This window comes from Chitinophagales bacterium (assembly GCA_019638515.1).
Classification (GTDB): domain Bacteria; phylum Bacteroidota; class Bacteroidia; order Chitinophagales; family LD1; genus UBA7692.
Genome location: JAHBTS010000002.1, coordinates 467039 through 487002, shown reverse-complemented (window position 1 = coordinate 487002; position 19964 = coordinate 467039). Strand labels below are relative to the sequence as shown.

Below are 19964 nucleotides of genomic sequence, written 5' to 3'. Positions count from 1 at the left end.
TTGGTGTTTAATGAAGGACACTGCAATAACACTTTCACTCAGCATGGCTGAGATACAAAACGAACTTATTCGCGATACATTTCGCAAGGAGCAGCAGCGCCTTTTTAATTTTATTAAGAAGCGTGTGCCCAGTACCGAAGATGCCGAAGATGTGCTGCAAGATGTATTTTTTGAATTGGTTAATTCTTACCGATTGATGAAGCCTGTGGAGCAAATGGCTTCTTGGATGTTTACCGTAGCACGCAATAAAATTACCGACCGTTTTCGCAAGAAAAAGCCGGAAAGTTTAGAAGGGCTTTTTGCATTGCGCCAAGAAGAAGGTGAGCGGTTAGATATCAGCGATTTTTTACCAGCCAATGGCACATCGGCAGATAGGGAGTTGATGCGCCAAGTAATTAGCGATGCACTCATGGCTGCATTGGCAGAATTGCCCGATGAGCAGCGCGATGTGTTTGTAATGCATGAGTTTGAAGACAAGAGTTTTAATGAAATAGCTGAAATTACAGGTGCTCCACTTAATACATTGCTCAGTAGAAAGCGCTATGCCGTAATGCACTTGCGCAAGCGTTTGCAACATTTGTATAACGATATGTTTACAAGCTAAAACACACATTTATGAAAACACATTCCGTTAAAAAAATTATTGCATTTATAGTGTTAGTTCCTATAGCACTGGCATTGTTTGGTTACATATTCATGCTGCTTTGGAATTGGCTTATGCCCGAAATTTTTGGTTTAACTACCATTACATTTTGGCAGGCATTTGGCTTGTTGGCATTGAGTAAAATTATATTCGGCAGCATTGGTGGTAATTGGCGCAGCAAAGCACGCTGGAGAATGGAAGAAAAATTTGCAGGAATGACTTCCGAAGAGAAAGAATGCTTTAAGCAAGAAATGCGCGAACGCTGTAAAAAGTGGGGAACCGGTTTATGATGCAAAAAACTGACGAACCAAGCCAACTAATACTTTCACCGCCTCGTTATCGCCACGCCAACCCTTGCTAAGGGCATTGGTGTTTACTAAAGATTTTGCTTCTTCTAATGAGGTACAACGTTCTAGTTGTGCCACAAATGCATTGCACAATTCGCTGTTGCCGTTAAACAGTTCACGCGTGAATAAAATGCGGTTGTTAAAGTCTAGTAGAGATGAAAAAGAGGTTTTAGAAGAAATTAAATTATGTAACTCCTTTACGGGCGAAGACGATATTGTTTCGTTTAATGAAATTTCTTCTTTGGCAAAAGCCTCGTTTAGCGAAGGTGCTGTGTTGCCTCCAATGCCCAATGTTTCTTCGTGCTTTTGAGCGGTGGCAGCATCGTTATCTTGCATGTTTAGGTTAAAGTTAAAAGCGTTTTCATGGCGTACTTCATTTACAAGTGCCTCTAGGGCTTCTTTTTCTTTTTGTGCGGCCTCTCTTTTTTGTTGAGCCTCGCGCAATTCGTTTTGAATAGAAGCTACTAATTCTTCTAGCGGTACTTCGTTCAATTCTGCCGATGGCGAAGTGTCTTCTTGCATACCGATTGCAAAATTAAATTGCTCTTTCTCTGCTTCCTTTTCTTTCTCCGCAGTTGTTGTATTGGGAATAATAGTTTCTGTTACTACAGGATTAGAAACTGCTGCAGTTGGTGTTGGTAAAGGTTCTACCGTAACAGATGCTGTTTGCAATTCAATTTGCTGTGCTAAGCGGTATAAGTTTCTAATATCTTCAAGTAAAATATCTTTATCAATAGCTTCGAAATTAGATTCTTGTAATTGCAGAATTCTGTTTTGAATAGCTTTGGCTAAAATTATCAATTGGTTGTTCATACATTTGCAAAGTTGAATAAGTAATTGACTAACGCAAAGAAAAGTAGAAAGTATGTTTACAGAGCCGGTTTCGCAACCGCATAACAAAGGTTGGATAGAAGTAGTTTGCGGTAGTATGTTTTCGGGCAAAACAGAAGAGCTTATACGCAGACTCAGGCGTGCACAAATTGCCGGTAAAAAGGTAGAAATATTTAAGCCCGCAATTGATGTGCGCTATCACGAAACCGATGTGGTAAGTCATAACAACAATGCCATTCGTTCTACTCCGGTAGAAAGTTCGCAAAGCATATTGCTATTAGCAACCGGAAACGATGTGGTGGGTATAGACGAAGCTCAGTTCTTAGATAATGCATTGCCCGATGTTTGCGAGCAATTGGCAAAAGTTGGCATAAGAGTGATTGTGGCAGGTTTAGATATGGATTTTGGAGGCAAACCATTTGGTCCCATTCCTAATTTGTTGGCAATTGCAGACCATATTACCAAGGTGCATGCTATTTGCGTAAAGTGTGGTGATATTGCCCATTTTAGTTATCGCCTGCACGAATCGGAAGCTAAAGTACTACTCGGAGAAAAAGACTTATACGAGCCTCGTTGCCGTAGCTGCTATTACTCAGGTAGCTAAATAAAATTCTGTTGAAGCTCTTATGCTTGGCAGATGTATTGTGTGTAATTGTTTTTGTATGATTCTATTACAAAAAGATACATTCGCTTGAAACAATTTACGGATATGAAAAAGCTTTATACACTCTTGAGTTTAGTGCTTTGTTTTTCGCTTGCGCATGCTTCGCAAAATCGCAAAGTTCTTATTATTGGAATTGATGGAACCCGAAGCGATGCCCTACAAAAAGCTAACACGCCTAATATAGATACTTTACTGCCCAATGCACTTTATAGTTACGATTCATGGCACACTGCCATTACATGGAGTGGCCCATCGTGGGCAAGTATTTTAACCGGGGTATATTGGAATAAGCATGGTGTAAGCAGTAATCTTTTTCTTGGAAGTAAGTTTGCGCAGTATCCGCCACTGCCCACTTTGGCTAAGCAAATAAAGCCTAACTTACATTGTGCTATTGTGGCGGAGTGGTCTCCGCTTATTGATAACATTACCAATGCATCGTGGAATAGTGCTGTAAAAACGCCCGATACCGAAACATGGATTACCGCAGATAGTGCAGTAGCCCAGTTAGAAAAACCAGATATAGATTTGCTGTTTGCATATTTCGATCAAGTAGATGTAACGGGGCATTCTATCGGGTTTTCTCCAGATTCTGCGCAATATATTGGTGCTATTGAAACTGTGGACAGTGCAGTAGGTAAAGTATTGGGAGCACTCTATGCACGCCCCAGCTATGCGCAAGAAAACTGGTTGGTTTTGGTAGTTACCGATCACGGAGGTTCATCAGTTATACATGGTGGAAATTCGTTGGTAGAACGGCATATTTGGTGGATAGCTGCCGGAAGTGTAGTGCCGCATACGCAAATAACTAAAGCCGATCCGGGAACTTACAACTGCAATAATAACTTGGTATTCGATAAACTGTGTGTAAATGAAAGTTTAATGCGCCAATCGCCCGTACATACCGATGTGGCGGTAACAGCATTGCACCACTTATTGTTCGATACATTAAATCCTGAAACCAAAGCGGAATGGGAACTCGATGGCAAATCGTGGCTATTGCCAGTAACAGCAATAAAAGAAACAGCGTCTATTACAGATGTTTCAATACAACCCAATCCTAGTAATGGCATGTTTACTATTGGCAATTTGCAGTTGGCTGTAGAGGAGAAATTACCGATGGAAATTTTTTCTTTAGAGGGCAAGAAAGTTTTCTCTGAAGTGCCTCAAACAGCGGAGTTGTTGGTGGATTTACATGCCTTAAAAAGTGGTGTCTATATTCTAAAAGCTGGAACGGCAGTAAAGAAAATTGTAGTTGAATAATGTGTTGATACCTATTTGACGTAGGCTGAAATCAATGCTCTTAGATTTCATAATGAAGCAAAGTTTGTGTCTAAAAATCGTTGCCGTTTATTGCAAAGAGTATAATAAGGAATAAGATATCTATGAGCGGAATTAGCGCAATTTTTATAGACAGGGAATAGTTGCCGTTGGAGTATTTCATCCATGCAAAAACTTGTGAAGCAAGAATGAGTAAAGGCAGTATTACTACTGCCGCCAAAGCTAGCCAGAGCAGTTTGTTTTCTTCAGAGCCGGGGGCATCCATCATCATTGGCGACATAAATGCAAACGATGCGGTAGGAAAAAAAATGAAGCACCAAACAATGTTGGTGATGAGTGCTATGGTTTTCATTTATGTAAATTGTAGCTGAAAAGATAGAGCTACTTTGTTTCGTCATCTATTCTCGTAACCTCAAGTACACCGTCTAATGCCTTTAGGCGGGCAATTAAATCTTCGAGTTCTATGGTGTCGTGCACATACACCATAATGTTTCCTTCAAAAATGCCATCGGTACTATCGAAGGAAAGGCTGCGCATATTTAAGTTTAGCTGAGCCGTAATAATATTGGTAATCTTGTTTACCAAGCCCACATCGTCAATACCATTTATTTTAATACCGGTAAGGAATGCAATTTGGTGTTGTTTTGTCCAGCGGGTTTTTACAACGCGATAGCTGTATTTAGCCATTAATTGTACGGCATTGGGGCAGCTGGTGCGGTGTATTTTTATACCTTCGCTTACGGTAATAAAGCCAAACACATCATCGCCCGGCACAGGGTTGCAGCAGGTAGCGAATTTGTAGTCGATTTTATCGCTGCTTTCGCCCATAATAAGCAACTCTGCATTTTTCTGTAAGGTTTGTTTTATAGCATCATCAAAGTCGTTTGCAGTTTTTTCTACCGGGCGCGGTAGTTTCAATTTTCCTGCAATAACTTCTAATGAGTTGAGTTCTTCGAGGTTTATTTTTTTAGTGGCAATATTGAAATACAGTTCTAAAGAGGAGAGGGCTTTGAAGTAGCTCATGAGCAGTATTAATGTAGCTTCGCTATCTTCAATTTTTAGGTGCTTGAGTTTCTTTTCTAGTAGCTCTTTTCCGTGAACTGCAATTTTGCGCTGTTCATCTTTAAGCGATTGCTTAATTACGGAGCGGGCTTTTGCGGTTGCTACATAGTTTAGCCAGTCTTCGTTGGGTTGTTGTTTGTTTGAAGTTAGGATTTCTACTTGGTCGCCATTTTTAAGTATGTGGCTGAGTGGCACTAGCTTGTGGTTTACTTTTGCGCCAATACATTTCTTGCCTATTTCGCTATGTATTTCAAAAGCAAAGTCGAGTGAGGTAGCACCTTTGCGCAAACGTTTTAAATCGCCTTTTGGGGTAAATACAAAAATTTCATCGCTTACCAATTCGGTTTTAAATTCGCTTACCAAGTCTATTGCATTAGAATCTGGATTGCTCAGTACGTTCGATATCTTGGCGAGCCATTCATCTAGCGCATTATCGGTAGAAATTTCTTTATCGTTTCCAGCTACTGCTTCTTTGTATTTCCAGTGTGCTGCAAATCCTTTTTCGGCAATCTCGTGCATGCGGTCGGTGCGGATTTGAATTTCTACCCATTTGCCTTGCGAACTCATTACGGTGGTGTGCAAGGCTTCATAACCATTGGCTTTTGGATTGCTGAGCCAATCGCGCAGGCGGTCTGGGTTGGGGCGGTAAATATCGGTAATGGCGGAATATACGCCCCAGCATTCGCTTTTTTCTTTTTCGGGACTGGCGTGTACTAGTATTCTAATGGCAAAGAGGTCGTAAATTTCTTCAAACGGAACACTTTTGTATTTTATTTTATTGTAAATGCTGAATATAGATTTCGGGCGACCATAAATGGTAAAGTTGAAACCGCGTTTTTCTAGTTCGCCTTTTAGCGGACGAATAAAATCGTTGATAAACTTGGTGCGCTCGCGTTTGGTTTCTGCCAATTTTTTGGCAATGTCGCGATACATATCCGGGTCGGTATATTTAAGCGACAAATCTTCCATTTCCGTTTTAATGGCATACAAACCCATGCGGTGAGCCAACGGAGCGTAGAGGTAGGTAGTTTCCGATACTATCTTTAGTTGCTTTTCGCGCTTGAGCGAATCGAGGGTGCGCATATTGTGTAAGCGGTCTGCAAGCTTTACTAAGATTACGCGAATATCATCGTTGAGGGTAAGCAGCAGTTTTCTGAAATTTTCGGCTTGTATGGAACTATTTAAATCCGAAATGCCTGAAATTTTTGTAAGCCCATCAACTATTTTGGCAATTTCTTTATTAAAGGTACGCTCTATTTCATCTAAGGTAATTTCTGTATCTTCTACCACATCGTGCAGTAAAGCACAAATAACAGAAGTAGCATCTAATCCCATTTCTTCGGTGGCAATTTGCGCTACGGCAATGGGATGAAGAATATATGGCTCTCCACTTTTTCTGCGCATTTCTTTGTGCGCTTCTAGTGCCAATTCAAAGGCCTGCCTAATATGTTTTCTATCGGCAATGGTGTAATTTTTTTTTAGGGAACGCAGGAGTGCGCGGTAGTGTTTCAGTATAATTTTCTTATCTGCTTCAATCTGTTCTAATGCTAGTGCTTCTGCTTCGTTCATGCTGTCTTCCGCGTTTGGTTTCAATTTTTTCAAACTTAAAAAAAACGGGCAAATAAAGAATGCTTATTCATTGTTTTTCAACACAGTTTTCTTTTTTGCTTTACGATTATTAGTATTGAACCAAATTAGTGGGTAACGAGTTTTTAGATTTCTATGGCGAAACATACAATTACATTCATTTTATTTTTATCGTGTATTTCAATTTTTGCACAAGATATTTCAGGTATTTTGTTTGATAAACGTACAGGCGAGGCGCTTATTGGTGCTTCGGTATTTGTGAAAGGAACTACCAATGGTGCACAAACCGACATTGATGGACGGTTCAAGTTTAAACCAACTAAAGAGCCGCCTTACACTTTGATATTTTCGTATATTGGTTACGATCCTTATGAGTTAGTGGTGAAAGATGCTGCGCAGGTAAAGAACCAATTGCAAGTGCGCCTTACGGAGAGCGAAAATGTGTTGAAAGACGTAGAAATTGTGGACTCACGCATTACCGAAAAGCAAAAAGAGAATCCACTTACTATCGAAAGTATGGGTTTGCAGCAGATAAAGCAAACGGCATCTGCTACTTTTTACGAGGGCTTAAGTTCTTTAAAGAATGTGGATATGACTACTGCTTCTTTAGGCTTTGTGGTAATAAATACACGTGGTTTCAACTCTACTTCTCCGGTGCGCTCATTACAGTTGTTAGACGGTGCCGATAACCAAGCTCCGGGTTTGAACTTTAGTATAGGTAACTTTGCAGGCGCTTCAGAAATTGATATTCAAAAAGTAGATTTGGTGGTGGGTGCAAGCTCTCCGCTTTATGGTCCAAATGCGTTTAACGGTGTGCTTGCCATGCAAACCAAAAATCCATTTTATTACCAAGGATTAACTGTGTTTTTGAAAGGAGCAGAGCGCAATATGTTTGAAGGAGCAGTGCGTTGGGCAAAGGCATTTAAGAATAAAAAAGGGGAAGATAAATTTGCCTTTAAAATTACCGCTTCGTATTTGCGTGCTTACGATTGGGTGGCCGATAATTACTCTAAAAGTGCCAACGTAAATGCTATACAGAACGAAAGCAATCCGGGCGGCTACGATGCGGTTAATCGCTATGGCGATGAATTGCAATCGCAATATGCCAACAGCTTTTCCGGCTCTCCCAAGATTATTAGAGAAAATCTAGGCTTGGGGCAATTGCACCGTACAGGTTATGTAGAAAAAGATTTGGTAGATTACAATATTTCTAATGTGAAAACATCTGCCTATCTGCACTATAAAATTACCGATAAAATTGAATTTAAAACGGGCTACAATTTTGGTTATGGTACCACGGTGTACCAGGGCGATAACCGTTATAGCTTGAGAGGTTTACAGTTTCACCAACTTAGAATGGAGGTGAGCCAACCCGATAAATTTTATGTGCGTGCTTATATGACAGCCGAAGATGCGGGGCGTTCCTACGATGCCGTTTTTACTGCTTTTAAATTGCAGGAAATGAGTAAGAGCGATACCAGATGGCTGCAGGATTACAAATCGTACTGGAGTAATAGAATCATAAACTTGGGCAGCGGGCCATTGTTTGATTTGGATGGTATGCCTGCCAGCGTTTACGATAATCCTTCGGCATGGCTAGGTACCGCATTCGATACCACTTACGCAAAGGCGCAAGGTGTTATGGATACGTATCGCGATTCATTAGTAAAATGGCATGCAGAAGCACGCACTTTTGCCGATACGTTTACAAATGGAGGTGTGTACAATCAACGCTTTGTTCCCGGTACTGCACTCTACGATTCTGTAAAAAATGTAATTACCAGCCGCACAGCCTTTGATGAAGGCGGAACCCGATTCTTCGATAAAAGTAAACTGTTTCATGTACAGGCAGAGTATAAATGGGATGTAAAGAAAAAGGGGCAAGAAAAAAATTGGTTCGATTTAATTACAGGAGCTAGCTTTAGAATGTATTTCCCTTTTTCTTTAGGTACAATTTTTCAAGATACATTTTCTAGAACATACCTCTTAGATTCTCTTGGTAAACGTGTGCAGGATGCCAACGGCAGGGATATTGTAACCGACAGTACATACAATAAAATACGCAACTGGGAATTTGGCGCTTATTTTAGCATTACACGTAAGTTCGATTTTGGCGAAGGGCATTCAATTACGCCAACACTTACCGTTAGGTTCGATAGAAACCAAAACTTTGCATGGAAAAAGCCCGATGGGTCGTGGGATCCAATTATTACGCCAGCCGCATCATTGGTGTATTCTTATAAAGGAAATCATTCGGTGCGTATATCCTTTTCATCGGGGGTGCGTAACCCAACATTGCAAGATCAATACCTTTACTACAATGTGGGTAGAGCAATTTTAATTGGTAACTTATACGGTGTAGATTCTGTGGCATCGTTGGCATCATTGTCGAATTATGTAGCGAAATCGGGAAACTTTGCCCGCACCGATTCTTTGCGCGAGCTTAATTTGTTTAGAGTAGATGGGGTGCGCCCGGAGCGCGTACAAACATTGGAGTTGGGCTACCGTGGTTTAATAGCTAAGAAGGTGTATATAGATGCCGGAGCTTATGTGAGTTTCTATAAAAACTTCTTGGGCTATAAAATTGGTGCTACCTTTAAAGGAAATAAGTTTGTAGATAACGAAGTACGTCCATTTCAAGTTTGGCGTATAGCAACCAATGCAAAAGATATGGTAATGACCTATGGTGCATCTATAGGCGTAAACTACTACTTCATTAAAAATTATTCTTTAAATGGAAACTATTCTTGGAATGTATTGAATCGCATGGGTTCTAAAGATTCCATTATTCCTGCCTTTAATACGCCCGAGCATAAATTTAATATTGGTATAAGCGGCTACGATATTAAGATTGGTAAGCAACGCGGGTTTGGGTTTAATGTAAATTACAAATGGATTCAAGGCTTTTTGTTTGAAGGCTCACCGCAATTTACAGGGCCAATTCCAACCTATTCTCTCTTAGATGCTCAAATAAGTTGGGAGGTGCAAAAAATTTACACCACCTTTAAATTTGGAGGAAGTAACTTAATTTCTAAACGCAATTATCAGGCTTACGGTGGGCCGGGAATTGGAAGAATGATTTATGGTTCCATCTTGGTAAATATTGATTGCGACACATTTAAAAGCTGGACTAAGAAGAAGGAAAAATCGAAAAACTAAAATTGCTACGGTTTCCTATTGCTTGTAGTTTATGTGGTTTCTTTTATGATGTTGGTATTGGCTTCGCTTGTTTTAGAGCGTAGTTTCCTCTAAAGTTGTTATTTTTTTTTATAGAAGAAAGTACGGCATTGGTTTGAAGTTTTCTATTCTGTTTTTACTTTAGTAGCTCACATTAAAACGGAAAATGAAAAAGCAACTTACACTATTTGCCTTATTGGCTTGTTTTTTAGGGAGCGCAACAGCTCAGCGTTATTTAACGCCTCAGTTTACCAACGTAAAAGTAACGAAAGATGTAGTTTATGGTTCTAATTTAACGTACTCATCTATTTTTACTTTGGCAGAAGATTTAACCATGGATGTATATGAACCCGATGGCGATACAGTTGCCGATCGTCCGGTAATTATATTGGGTCATGCAGGTTCTTATTTAACGCTTTATCAATGGGGCGTAAAAGAGCAATATAGTGTGGTTGAAATGTGTAATCGCTTTGCTAAGTTAGGCTATGTGGCGGTTTCAATAAAATACCGTGTTGGTTGGGAGGCAGGTTCTTCTGATGCAGAAACCAGAGAAAAAACTATCATCAATGCGGTTTACAGATCCATGCAGGATTTCAAAACCTGTGTTCGCTATTTTAAAAAGAATGCCAATGAAGGTGGAAACCAATGGAAAATTAACCCATGCAAAATCTTTATTGGCGGAACCAATTCCGGTGGATATTCGGCATTGGCTGTTGCTAACTTAAATAAGCAAAGCGAGCTAATGGGCGTTAAATTTTTAGACTCACAAGGAAATCCTTATATCAACCAGTCTAAAACCGGAGATTTTGATGGTTTTGGTGGTACCGAGAACTTAAATAACCATGCAGGATACAACTCTTTGCCGGCAGCAGTATTGGCATTAGGTGCCGCAACAGGCGATACTACATGGGTGGAGCAAGGAGAGTTGCCTACAGTAGCGCTACATGGCATGAACGAAACCACTACACCATACAATACAGCAATTGTAATTACCGGTAGCGGTAGTGCCATAATTGTTGTTAGCGGCCCCGGAGATTTTATGCCACGCGTTGAAAGATTAGGCAACAACGATGTGTTTAAAAATGCATCGCTTCAACAAGGACCTGCCAATAAAAATGGCGCAGGACAGTTTACTCAACCTGTAGAAGGATTGTATCCGTTTTATGGCGAAAAATTTGAACCATGGAGCTGGTACGATAGCAATCAACCGGTAGGAGATCCTGCACTAAACCCTAATGCATCTGAGACGAAAGCAAAAAAATATATTGATACAATTATGGCTTACACAGCTCCGCGCTTTAAAGCTATTATTGATAATAATACTCCTTGCCAAATTTTATCGTCTGTAAAAGCAGTAGATACCAAAGCAGTATCATTTACATTGCTTCCTAATCCGGCAGCAGCAACACTAACCGTAATTGCATCAGAAACCAATGCTAATATCGCTACCGTAACACTGTTTGATTTTAGTGGAAAAGTAGTGTTGAAGCACCATAACGAGAGCGGTTATTACGCAGCTATAAATACAGAGAACCTTGCCAACGGCATGTATATGGTAGAAACCATTACTGCAAGCGGTGCAAAGGATGTTCGCAAACTGGTAATACAGCATTAAAAGTAATGCTTAAATAGTAAAAAAGGCTGCCTTTAAAGGGCAGCCTTTTTTTATGTAAGAAAAATGTTTCTGTTTTTACTCGAGTTGGAGTAAAGTTTATGAAGGCGCTTTAGAAACTTCGTTTTTCGGTTTGTAGGCTTGGCAAAGGTGGCGATTTTTGGCTCTGCACTTCACTCAAAGCATGAATGTTCAGATTTACAAAAAAAAGTTGGATACAAAGCACTTAACCGCCACTTTTGCCCAACCGATATTAGCGCCAGTTGTTCTTTTCTCGTTATTGTTTTAAAAATTCGTATTCGTAAACTTTTGGGGCTATTTTGCTGGCAAGTATGCTTAGTGTTTGCCTTAAGTTGCTGATTAACTCCGTATATTTTTCGTCTGTGCTTTTTGCGTTCATTCGTCCTTTGTCGTTGCGACCTTGAAAGTATTCTCTAATGTCGTACAAACTTGCATTTACGTTAATGTCTTTTTGTGAATGATAATACTTCCAAAGTTCACGACCGGCATTAAAAACATCTGTTGCTTCTTGTGAAAACTGTAACGCTTTATTAACAGTTGTTTCGTTGCCAAACAAGTTTGTGTCGGTATTGGGTTTTATTTTCCCTTTAATGAAATTGGTCATAAAGTTGCTTTCAAACTTTTCTTTGGCGTTTACTTCTTGCTCGGTAAAAGGTATCCAATGATTGGTACCTTCTGAACTTGATATACGGTTTTGACTATGGAATAATGTAAATGCCAAACAATCGTTTTGAAATTCAGTATCGGTTTGCCAGTCATCGTTTGGAAATAAAAATTGGTCACGGTCGTTAAGCCAAGTAGCCTCTATGCAGTGTCGAACGGAGAGATAAATAGCAATTCCTATAAGATTGTTTTTATATATTGAAATGCCTCTGTCACTTTTTACTAAATATCTATTATTGATAATTTGAATGAAATTATTGTTTTGAAAGTCATTTCCTCTAGTCGTTAGATAGCCAATACTTTCTGAATTATTTCTATATTTTACAATCCATTTGTTTATTATTTCTGGCAATTCTCCGTAAAAATTTTTCGTTCCATTGAAGTTTCCATTTTTGTCGTAAATGTCAGTAGAAATTATATTTATTCTTGACCTATTAGAAGTATCCCAAATGGTAAATCCAATAGGGAATTTGCCGTTTACATTATCAAAAGTATCCGCAGGAACAATAAATCCATTTATATATTCTGCTAAAAAATAGTCTTTAAACTTTTTGAAATTACTTCCATTTACAAATTTTAATGTTGAAAATTGACCTAAAATACAGCCATTAATTTCTTGGTAAATTCTCGCCATAAAAAGGGCGAAAATTTCGTTGGTAGCATTGCCTATTTTGGGGGTAAGCAGATTTTTGAGATTAATATCGGTAACTACACCCGCTTTGTTTTCGCCTGTTCCAGTTACTGTTTTGGCAGTAGTAGCCTCTGCATAAGGCGGATTGATGTAAATAATTAGTTTCTTCCGTTTCTGTTCGTCATTGATAATGTCTTGCAAACCTTGCGGAAGTTTTGAAAAATCGTCATTCAAAAAATCAAACTGAAAAACGTGGCTTTCCAAAAGGTTTGCACCGTGATTGATGCGTTCGTGCATTACGTTTACATCGGCTTGGTCTAAGGTGCTTGCCCAAATGTTGTATTTGTTGGTTAAACCCGCCAATAGATTACCTGTGCCTGCGGCACAGTCCCAAACATAATAATCGTCTTGCCAGTTTTCGCCCAAATAATCGGTTAAGTATTTCTGTGAAAGTTCAACCCATTGTCTTGGTGTAAAAAATGCTCCTTTGCGTTCTCTAATATCTTGCGGCACCAATAAATCTCTACGCTCTATAATGTATTCTTGAAACTCTTTTATTGGTGGCCGTTTGTAGCGTTTCCAAAACTGTTGGTAGGTTTCTTTGTTGCGAATGTTGATAGTTGCATCAAACATTTGCTTGATGTTCTCTTTTGCAATTTTGTAACCTTGATTTTGGAAAATTACAAATAGGTTATCTCTGATTGATGTGTCATCCGAAATTTGCTGCGTATCTCTGTCGTCCACAAACAAATCAGCCAAATAAAAGTCGCTGTCTAAAATGTTGGCTTTTTTGAGGTCGTCCCAATTTACGTCAATAATTGGTTTTACAATGTCGAGCCAACGTAAGTAAATTGGAATGAAATTGTTTTTGTCAATTTTTATTTTGCTTGTTTCTGTCGCCTTGGCAATGTTGTTTGAAATGAAGTGTTTAAGCTCTTTTTCGTCTTTTATGTAGTTGTAAACGTAACTGTTCTTTTTAAGATTGGCTTCAATTCTATCTTTTATTAGTTTAAACTCTTTTGAGTCGTGGTTACTTGGTGTTACGTTCCAATTAAAGTCGTTTAAATAGAAGATGTCTTGAATGCTGATGTAAGGAACAAATGCAATTTTTTGAAAGTCAAACGCACCTAAAAACGCTGGTGGCAAAGTTTTGTCAAAAGTTCGTGCTTTACCGATTGTCAATATAAGTTGAACGAACATTGTAGGCACGTCATAATTGCCTGTTTTTGCTTCTGCCCAAAGTAGTGGCGTTCGTCCAAAAATGTTGGCTTGTTTAGGGAAAACCGTAAAGTCGATATTACCTATTATTTCGGTGGTGTCGAATGTTTTAAACCAGTCTGCACCGACCTTGTTTTTTAGTTCTTCTTCTCTAATGTTTTTATACTTCATTCTTGTCAATAATAGTCTATTTCGGTATTGTTTTGCAATTGGTGCTAACTGTTTGTTGTTTTCATTTTTTTTCTGCACTATTGTGCTAATGAATTCACACAACACTTATTCTTTTTCTTGCTTACATGCGTGTTGTTGCTGTTGTATGTGTTAGTACGCAGCCGAATTCTATTTCAATAAATTTTATCGGCTAAAAAAATGCGAAAGTGTGCTTGTGGCATATTTCCGTTTTTATTTCTTAATCTAAAAAAAAGTAAAGTTTTATGGCGCATGTTTGCCCAATTGATGGAAACAAAGTAAACAAACCCGCAGTACGTATTGTAGCAGCTTGGGTAGTACTTATTTCGGTAGCGGGAATTGCTACTCAATCGTTTATTCCGTTTGTATTTTTGATGTACGATTTTTTTGTGCGAGGTTTCTTAAATAGGAATGGCAGTTTATTGCGGTGGCTTGCCATTAATATTGTAAATGTATTGGATATTCAACCTCAATTGATAGATAATGCTCCCAAACGTTTTGCTGCTAAAATTGGCTTTATCTTTAGTGCCATACTGGTAGTTTTGGCATTGTTGAATGTATGGATTCCGTTTTTTATAGTTGGCGGAATTTTGGTGAGCTGTGCCATCTTGGAGTCGGTATTTTCGTACTGTGTGGGATGCGAAGTGTTTGCACTTTTAGTACGTTTTAATCTTATTCCGGTTGCTTCAAAATAGTTGCAGTTATTTGGTTATATTTATTGCGAGAACTAAATAAATGTAAGCAACAGGATGTATATATTCATTCCAATTGGTTTAACCTTGATATTGCTTGTTTATGTGCTGTATCTTCTCCTTATTAAAAGAGATATGGAGCGGATTAAAGTGGCATTGTTTCCAAGTATGTTTTTTATACCTATTTGGGTTGCTATTTATTTCTTTTATTGCAGTAGTATATTGGTTTAACTTTAGTAAAGTCCATTATCTGTATTTATGATGGTAGTGGATTATGGTGTAATGGTGAATGGATAGAATTAAAAGTCAAATTAGAAAATTTTACGGGTGGACAACTTCCATTCCAGTATTAGCTTCCATACTCTATTTCTCAGGGTATCTTGATAATAATATTATGTTTCAGGCTATTGCCGGGGTGTTGCTTATATTTTGTGTAATGTCTGCCGTACATCATTCCGAAATTATTGCTCATAGGGTAGGAGAGCCATACGGAACCATTATTTTGGCTGTATCTATTACGGTTATAGAGGTGGCGATTATTGTTTCTATAATGATATTGGGGGGGAAGCAATATGCATCATTTGCACGCGATACGGTGTATTCGGCCGTGATGTTATTGCTCAATGGTATTGTTGGGTTGAGTTTGTTTATTGGAGGGTGGAAATTTCACACCCAAACATTTTCTCCGCATTCGGTAAAAATTGCATTGGTGTCTCTAACTTCTATTGTGGTATTTACAATGATATTGCCCACTTTTACCAAAGGGGAACCGGGACCTTATTATACCGAGGCGCAGATTTTATTTGAATTTTTTGCCTGTATTGCTATTTACACGGCATTTATTGCCGCTCAAACAACAGGGCATCGGGAATATTTTATTACAGATGGCGAAGACCAGCCCGAAAGCAATGTGCATTCTATCTCTAATGTTTCATTAGGCATTAGCGTAGTTTTTTTGTTAATAAGCCTTGCAATAGTGGTGTTGTTGGCCAAGCAGCTATCGCATCCTTTAGAAACAGTTGTAGTTAATTATGGGCTTCCAAAAAGTATAGTGGGCATAATCGTGGCAGCAGTAATATTATTGCCGGAGGGTATTGCGGCAGTAAATGCAGCTCGTAAAAATAAGCTCCAAACCAGCCTTAATTTAGCTTTGGGGTCGGCCATTGCCAGTATAGGGCTTACTATTCCAACAGTATCGCTTGCCAGTTATATTTATGATTTTCCACTCATTTTGGGACTCGATATTTTATCTATAATTCTACTGGTGATTTCAATTTTTACCGTAATGCTATCGCTCATTGGAGGCCGCAGCAATGCTGTGTATGGGGTGGTGCTTTTGGTAAATCTTATTGCCTACATATTTTTAACCATCAACCCATAGCAGCCATAATTTTTTATAGAGGGAAGTGGTGCGCAGACTTAGTTGTTTGCAGGATAGTTGCTATAGGCTCTTTTAGAGTTTTATTGCCTATATAGCGAAATTACTCTGTAGCATTGTACTATTTATGGCTTCGAGGTTGAGAATGGCAATAAAACAAAAAGGCTGCCTCGTATAAAAGACAGCCTTTTTTGCTTCAATATGGTGTAATATATTATTCGGCAGATTCTGCTCCATCAGCTTTTTTCTTAGCTGCAGTGCTTCTTCTAGTACGTTTTTTAGGCTCTGCTGCTTTAGAAGTATTTTTATTTTGAGTGTACAATTCATTAAAATCTACCAACTCAATCATAGCCATTTCTGCGGCATCGCCTGCACGGAAGCCGGTTTTAATGATTCTGGTATAGCCTCCCGGACGGTCGCCAACTTTTACTACTACATTGCCAAATAGTTCCTTAACGGCTTCTTTGCTTTGCAAGTAGCTGAATACTGTTCTACGGCTGTGGGTATCGTCTGCTTTAGCTTTAGTAATAAGTGGTTCTACATAGCCACGTAATGCTTTAGCTTTTGCAAGTGTTGTGAATATACGCTTGTGTTCAATTAACGAAATGGCAAGGTTCATCATCAAAGCATGGCGATGAGCCGTTTTTCTGCCTAGGTTGTTTACTTTATCCCCGTGTCTCATTTAATAATGATTTTTTATGTTGTTTTTATTCTTCGTCTAATCTTAATTTGCTTAAATCCATACCAAAGCTCAAACCCTTTTCATGTAGTAAGGCTTCGATTTCCACTAAGCTCTTTTTACCAAAGTTGCGGAATTTCAAAAGGTCGTTTGTGTTGAAAGATACCAACTCTTCTAAGCTGTTTATTTTTGCAGCTTTTAAGCAGTTGAAGGCACGTACACTCAAATCTAAATCTTCTAAAGGAGTTTTTAATAATTTGCGCAGGTGCAATACTTGTTCATCTACTACATCGTGCTCGATTGCAACCGGAGTGTCAAAGGTGATGTGCTCATCGGTAATTAGCATTAAGTGCTGAATTAAAATGCGAGAAGCTTCTTTTACGGCATCTTCCGGATGAATAGTTCCATCGGTAGTAAGGTCTAATACTAATTTTTCGAAATCTACACGTTGTTCTACACGGTAAGGCTCTACGCTGTATTTTACATTGCGTATTGGAGTGTAAATAGCATCAATGGCAATATAGCCGATTGGCAATTCTTTTCCGGCATTTTCATCGGCAGGAACGTATCCTCTTCCTTTAGTAACGGTTAATTCCATTTCTAAAGTTACAGAAGGCTCTAAATTGCAGATTACTAATTCAGGGTTCATTACTTGATACACACTGGTGAATTTTTCAATGGCACCGGCTTTGAATGCTTCTGAACCTTTTACAGAAATATAAATTTTTTCGTTTTGGCTTTCTTCGTCTAATACTTTCTTTAAACGAACTTGCTTTAAGTTTAAAACTATTTCGGTAACGTCTTCAATTACACCTTTTATGGTAGAAAATTCGTGATCTACTCCCGAAATTTTCACACCGGAAACAGCGTAGCCTTCTAAAGAAGAAAGTAATACTCTGCGTAAGGCATTACCAATGGTTACACCGAAACCCGGCTCCAATGGTTTAAATTCAAAGGTTCCTTCAAAATCTGTTGATTTTTGAAGAGATATTTTATCCGGCTTTTGAAACGTTAAAAGACCCATATTTTTGGTTAGATTTTACAATAAGGGCTGCAAAAGTAGCAGAATCATTTAAAATCACAAATAAATAATTGAAAAGTGCCAAAAGTGTTTATGCGGCTACTTAGCAGCAATGTTTTTTTCTAATTTTTCAATTAAAAGTAAAGTGGCGGGGCAGCGGTGTAGGTTTTCGGTGTACACGGATGTTTGATCGGTAAAATCTTTTCTAATAAAATGTGGAAAGTGCTTGCAGTCGTGCGGACGCACTTCATAAACGCTACACATATTGGTTTTTAAGTTCAGGTGCTGGCAAGGTGTGGTTTGGTTCACCAGGTCGCCATTATCTTCATCTACTTTTATGTATTCTCGATAATACGTTTCGTAATCCATTCCCACAAAAGTGGCTACTTTTCTTATTTCACTTTTTTTCCAAGTTGGGGTCATGGTTTTGCAGCAATTGGCACAAGCTATGCAACTCATTTCCTGCCATACTTCTTTATCGGCCGCTTTTACTTTTTTGAGTAAATCTACAGGTGGCTTTTTGGTTAGTTTTTTCAAAAATGCGGCAAGCGACTTTTTCTTTTGGTAAGCGCGGTTTCTATAATAGCTAACGTTTATTGGCTGCATATTTTTTGGAGGCGGCAAATAAAGTATAGAAATGCTGCTTTGGCAATTATTTCTTCAGTAATATTTATAGTGCGTGGGTGCTGCTGCAAATAATATGGTGAAGAAAAAATTATGTACGTTTGAACTTCGATGCCTAAAAAAATTAAGATTGGTTTATTTGGGGTGGGGCACTTAGGTAAAATTCATGCCAAACTACTGAATGAAATTACAGGATTTGAGTTGGTAGGTTTTTTTGATCCGGATGCTGCCAAGGCGGTGGAGGTTGAAAAAATGGGACTAAAGCGTTTTGAATCGGCAAGCGATTTAATCGCTGCTTGCGATGCGGCAGATGTGGTTTGCAATACTGCAGCTCATTTTGAAGTAGCATTGGCGGTGGCAAAAGCAGGAAAACACTTATTTATTGAAAAGCCCGTTACCGAAACAATTGCACAAGCCAAAGCATTGCTTAAAATTGTGGAAGAGGCCGGCATAAAGGCAATGGTGGGGCATGTGGAAAGGTTTAATCCTGCCATGCTGTCGTTGGATAGGAGCAAAATTAAGCCGGTTTTTATAGAGGTGCACCGCTTAGCACAGTTTAATCCAAGAGGTACCGATGTAAGTGTAGTACACGATTTAATGATTCACGACCTCGATATTATTATTGATTTGGTGAAAAGTCCGGTACACAAGGTATATGCCAGCGGAGTGGCTATTGTAAGCACATCACCGGATATTGCCAATGCAAGAATTGAATTTGCCAATGGCTGTGTTGCCAACTTAACTGCCAGCCGTATTTCCATGAAGAACATGCGTAAAATGCGTATTTTTCAACCCGGAGCTTATTTAAGTATTGATTTTTTGAAAGGTAAAAGCGATGTGCTGAAAATGCACCACCGCCAGCCTTCTACTGATATTCCTTCTTTTGAAATGGAACTTGGGGGGAGCAAGAAATATATTTCTATGCAAACTTTTTCTAAGCAGGATGTAAACGCTATTAAGTTGGAGTTAGAGCTATTTTACCAAAGCATAGCTAAAAATAAGCCTGTGCCGGTAAGTGTGGAAGCCGGCTACCATGCCATGCTTTTGGCGCAGCAAATCATGGATGCCATAGAGAAACATGCTGGCACAGTAAAAATATAACAGGAGATTTCAATTTGTTATTTTTTTGTTAAATCAAATGCTTTTTTGTGTATCAACTTGCATAAACGGAAATGCTTCTTACATTTGCAATGCACGTCTATGGGGTAAGACGTGCCATAGTGGTTTTAGGGTTAGCCGTCTTGTTGGGAAACCAGCAAGGCGGTTTTTCTTTTAAAAACTTTTGTTGCAAGTATTTTGTTGTTTTGAATTTTAAATCATAAAACTATATTTGCGCTCCATTTTTGAAAAAAGTATAGCAATGGCGAATCATAAATCAGCCCAAAAAAGAATAAGACAGACTGCAAAACGCAGACTTAAAAACCGTTACTTCGCTAAAACAATGCGTAATGCACTGCGCGATTTAAGAGCATCTGCCAAAAAAGATGAAGTGCAAACAGCATTGCCTAAAGTATCTGCATTGATAGATAAATTAGCAAAGAGAGGTTATATTCATAAGAATAAGGCTTCTAACTTAAAATCGAGCATTGCTAAAAGAGCAAACGGCTTGAAATAATTTTATTTTTTTCGGTTTCAAAGTTTAGCATT

General features: G+C 38.8%; 17 protein-coding genes. 10 read left to right on the top strand and 7 right to left on the bottom strand.

All coding sequences use genetic code 11. The features are described 5' to 3' along the window. Positions 1-43: 43 nt before the first annotated feature. Positions 44-604, top strand: coding sequence for a sigma-70 family RNA polymerase sigma factor (locus tag KF872_05295; protein ID MBX2902955.1), 561 nt, complete (start codon positions 44-46; stop codon positions 602-604). 11 nt (positions 605-615) lie between these two features. Then, positions 616-933, top strand: a complete 318-nt coding sequence (locus KF872_05290) for a hypothetical protein (GenBank protein ID MBX2902954.1) — start codon at positions 616-618, stop codon at positions 931-933. Here the strand turns inward: KF872_05290 and KF872_05285 are convergent. After that, positions 928-1803 (bottom strand): hypothetical protein, encoded by an 876-nt coding sequence (locus KF872_05285; GenBank protein MBX2902953.1) that lies wholly within the window; start codon positions 1801-1803, stop codon positions 928-930. The genes KF872_05290 and KF872_05285 overlap by 6 nt on opposite strands. 52 nt (positions 1804-1855) lie before the next feature. Between KF872_05285 and KF872_05280 the strand changes: the two genes are divergently transcribed. Beyond that, positions 1856-2425 carry a thymidine kinase gene (locus tag KF872_05280; protein MBX2902952.1) on the top strand — a complete coding sequence of 190 codons (570 nt, stop codon included), beginning with the start codon at positions 1856-1858 and terminating at the stop codon, positions 2423-2425. Between the two features lie 105 nt (positions 2426-2530). Further along, positions 2531-3745 carry an alkaline phosphatase family protein gene (locus KF872_05275; GenBank protein MBX2902951.1) on the top strand — a complete coding sequence of 405 codons (1215 nt, stop codon included), beginning with the start codon at positions 2531-2533 and terminating at the stop codon, positions 3743-3745. A gap of 70 nt (positions 3746-3815) precedes the next feature. Here the strand turns inward: KF872_05275 and KF872_05270 are convergent, their stop codons facing one another. Further along, complete coding sequence (locus tag KF872_05270) at positions 3816-4115, bottom strand: hypothetical protein (GenBank protein MBX2902950.1); 300 nt, start codon at positions 4113-4115, stop codon at positions 3816-3818. Positions 4116-4144: 29 nt separating this feature from the next. Next, positions 4145-6394: a bifunctional (p)ppGpp synthetase/guanosine-3',5'-bis(diphosphate) 3'-pyrophosphohydrolase gene (locus KF872_05265; protein MBX2902949.1), complete on the bottom strand. Its 2250-nt coding sequence runs from the start codon at positions 6392-6394 to the stop codon at positions 4145-4147. Positions 6395-6547: 153 nt separating this feature from the next. Here KF872_05265 and KF872_05260 point away from each other — a divergent pair, with 153 nt between their 5' ends. Both KF872_05260 and KF872_05255 read left to right on the top strand, forming a co-directional pair. After that, entirely contained in the window at positions 6548-9571 is a 3024-nt protein-coding gene (locus KF872_05260; GenBank protein MBX2902948.1) for a TonB-dependent receptor, read from the top strand. A 184-nt stretch (positions 9572-9755) separates the two neighbouring features. Then, positions 9756-11204: a T9SS type A sorting domain-containing protein gene (locus KF872_05255; GenBank protein MBX2902947.1), complete on the top strand. Its 1449-nt coding sequence runs from the start codon at positions 9756-9758 to the stop codon at positions 11202-11204. A 274-nt stretch (positions 11205-11478) separates the two neighbouring features. On the opposite strand, the gene KF872_05250 is transcribed toward KF872_05255, so the two are convergent. Beyond that, positions 11479-13905 (bottom strand): hypothetical protein, encoded by a 2427-nt coding sequence (locus tag KF872_05250; GenBank protein MBX2902946.1) that lies wholly within the window; start codon positions 13903-13905, stop codon positions 11479-11481. 263 nt (positions 13906-14168) lie between these two features. On the opposite strand from KF872_05250, the gene KF872_05245 reads away from it, so the two are divergent. Together KF872_05245 and KF872_05240 are read left to right on the top strand one after the other, a co-directional pair. Beyond that, positions 14169-14618, top strand: coding sequence for a DUF4395 domain-containing protein (locus KF872_05245; protein ID MBX2902945.1), 450 nt, complete (start codon positions 14169-14171; stop codon positions 14616-14618). Positions 14619-15009: 391 nt separating this feature from the next. After that, positions 15010-15996, top strand: coding sequence for an ionic transporter y4hA (locus tag KF872_05240; protein ID MBX2902944.1), 987 nt, complete (start codon positions 15010-15012; stop codon positions 15994-15996). Between the two features lie 211 nt (positions 15997-16207). Here KF872_05240 and rplQ read toward each other — a convergent pair whose 3' ends face one another. The 3 genes from rplQ to KF872_05225 form a co-directional block, all read right to left on the bottom strand. Further along, complete coding sequence (gene rplQ, locus KF872_05235) at positions 16208-16675, bottom strand: 50S ribosomal protein L17 (protein MBX2902943.1); 468 nt, start codon at positions 16673-16675, stop codon at positions 16208-16210. 25 nt (positions 16676-16700) lie between these two features. Further along, positions 16701-17696 (bottom strand): DNA-directed RNA polymerase subunit alpha, encoded by a 996-nt coding sequence (locus KF872_05230; GenBank protein MBX2902942.1) that lies wholly within the window; start codon positions 17694-17696, stop codon positions 16701-16703. Between the two features lie 96 nt (positions 17697-17792). Next, positions 17793-18299, bottom strand: a complete 507-nt coding sequence (locus KF872_05225; protein ID MBX2902941.1) for a YkgJ family cysteine cluster protein — start codon at positions 18297-18299, stop codon at positions 17793-17795. A gap of 129 nt (positions 18300-18428) precedes the next feature. Between KF872_05225 and KF872_05220 the strand changes: the two genes are divergently transcribed. Together KF872_05220 and rpsT are read left to right on the top strand one after the other, a co-directional pair. After that, positions 18429-19418, top strand: coding sequence for a Gfo/Idh/MocA family oxidoreductase (locus KF872_05220; protein ID MBX2902940.1), 990 nt, complete (start codon positions 18429-18431; stop codon positions 19416-19418). A gap of 259 nt (positions 19419-19677) precedes the next feature. After that, on the top strand, positions 19678-19932 hold the full coding sequence (gene rpsT / locus KF872_05215) for a 30S ribosomal protein S20 (GenBank protein MBX2902939.1): 255 nt from the start codon (positions 19678-19680) through the stop codon (positions 19930-19932). Positions 19933-19964 lie beyond the last annotated feature (32 nt).

Coding starts and splice junctions, on each gene's coding strand:
- KF872_05240 (MBX2902944.1), top strand. CDS start 15,010: ATGTTTCAGGCTATTGCCGGGGTGTTGCTTATATTTTGTGTAATGTCT.
- KF872_05225 (MBX2902941.1), bottom strand. CDS start 18,299: ATGCAGCCAATAAACGTTAGCTATTATAGAAACCGCGCTTACCAAAAG.
- KF872_05280 (MBX2902952.1), top strand. CDS start 1,856: ATGTTTACAGAGCCGGTTTCGCAACCGCATAACAAAGGTTGGATAGAA.
- KF872_05250 (MBX2902946.1), bottom strand. CDS start 13,905: ATGAAGTATAAAAACATTAGAGAAGAAGAACTAAAAAACAAGGTCGGT.
- rpsT (MBX2902939.1), top strand. CDS start 19,678: ATGGCGAATCATAAATCAGCCCAAAAAAGAATAAGACAGACTGCAAAA.
- KF872_05275 (MBX2902951.1), top strand. CDS start 2,531: ATGAAAAAGCTTTATACACTCTTGAGTTTAGTGCTTTGTTTTTCGCTT.
- KF872_05260 (MBX2902948.1), top strand. CDS start 6,548: ATGGCGAAACATACAATTACATTCATTTTATTTTTATCGTGTATTTCA.
- KF872_05230 (MBX2902942.1), bottom strand. CDS start 17,696: ATGGGTCTTTTAACGTTTCAAAAGCCGGATAAAATATCTCTTCAAAAA.
- rplQ (MBX2902943.1), bottom strand. CDS start 16,675: ATGAGACACGGGGATAAAGTAAACAACCTAGGCAGAAAAACGGCTCAT.
- KF872_05270 (MBX2902950.1), bottom strand. CDS start 4,115: ATGAAAACCATAGCACTCATCACCAACATTGTTTGGTGCTTCATTTTT.
- KF872_05285 (MBX2902953.1), bottom strand. CDS start 1,803: ATGAACAACCAATTGATAATTTTAGCCAAAGCTATTCAAAACAGAATT.
- KF872_05255 (MBX2902947.1), top strand. CDS start 9,756: ATGAAAAAGCAACTTACACTATTTGCCTTATTGGCTTGTTTTTTAGGG.
- KF872_05265 (MBX2902949.1), bottom strand. CDS start 6,394: ATGAACGAAGCAGAAGCACTAGCATTAGAACAGATTGAAGCAGATAAG.
- KF872_05290 (MBX2902954.1), top strand. CDS start 616: ATGAAAACACATTCCGTTAAAAAAATTATTGCATTTATAGTGTTAGTT.
- KF872_05245 (MBX2902945.1), top strand. CDS start 14,169: ATGGCGCATGTTTGCCCAATTGATGGAAACAAAGTAAACAAACCCGCA.
- KF872_05295 (MBX2902955.1), top strand. CDS start 44: ATGGCTGAGATACAAAACGAACTTATTCGCGATACATTTCGCAAGGAG.
- KF872_05220 (MBX2902940.1), top strand. CDS start 18,429: ATGCCTAAAAAAATTAAGATTGGTTTATTTGGGGTGGGGCACTTAGGT.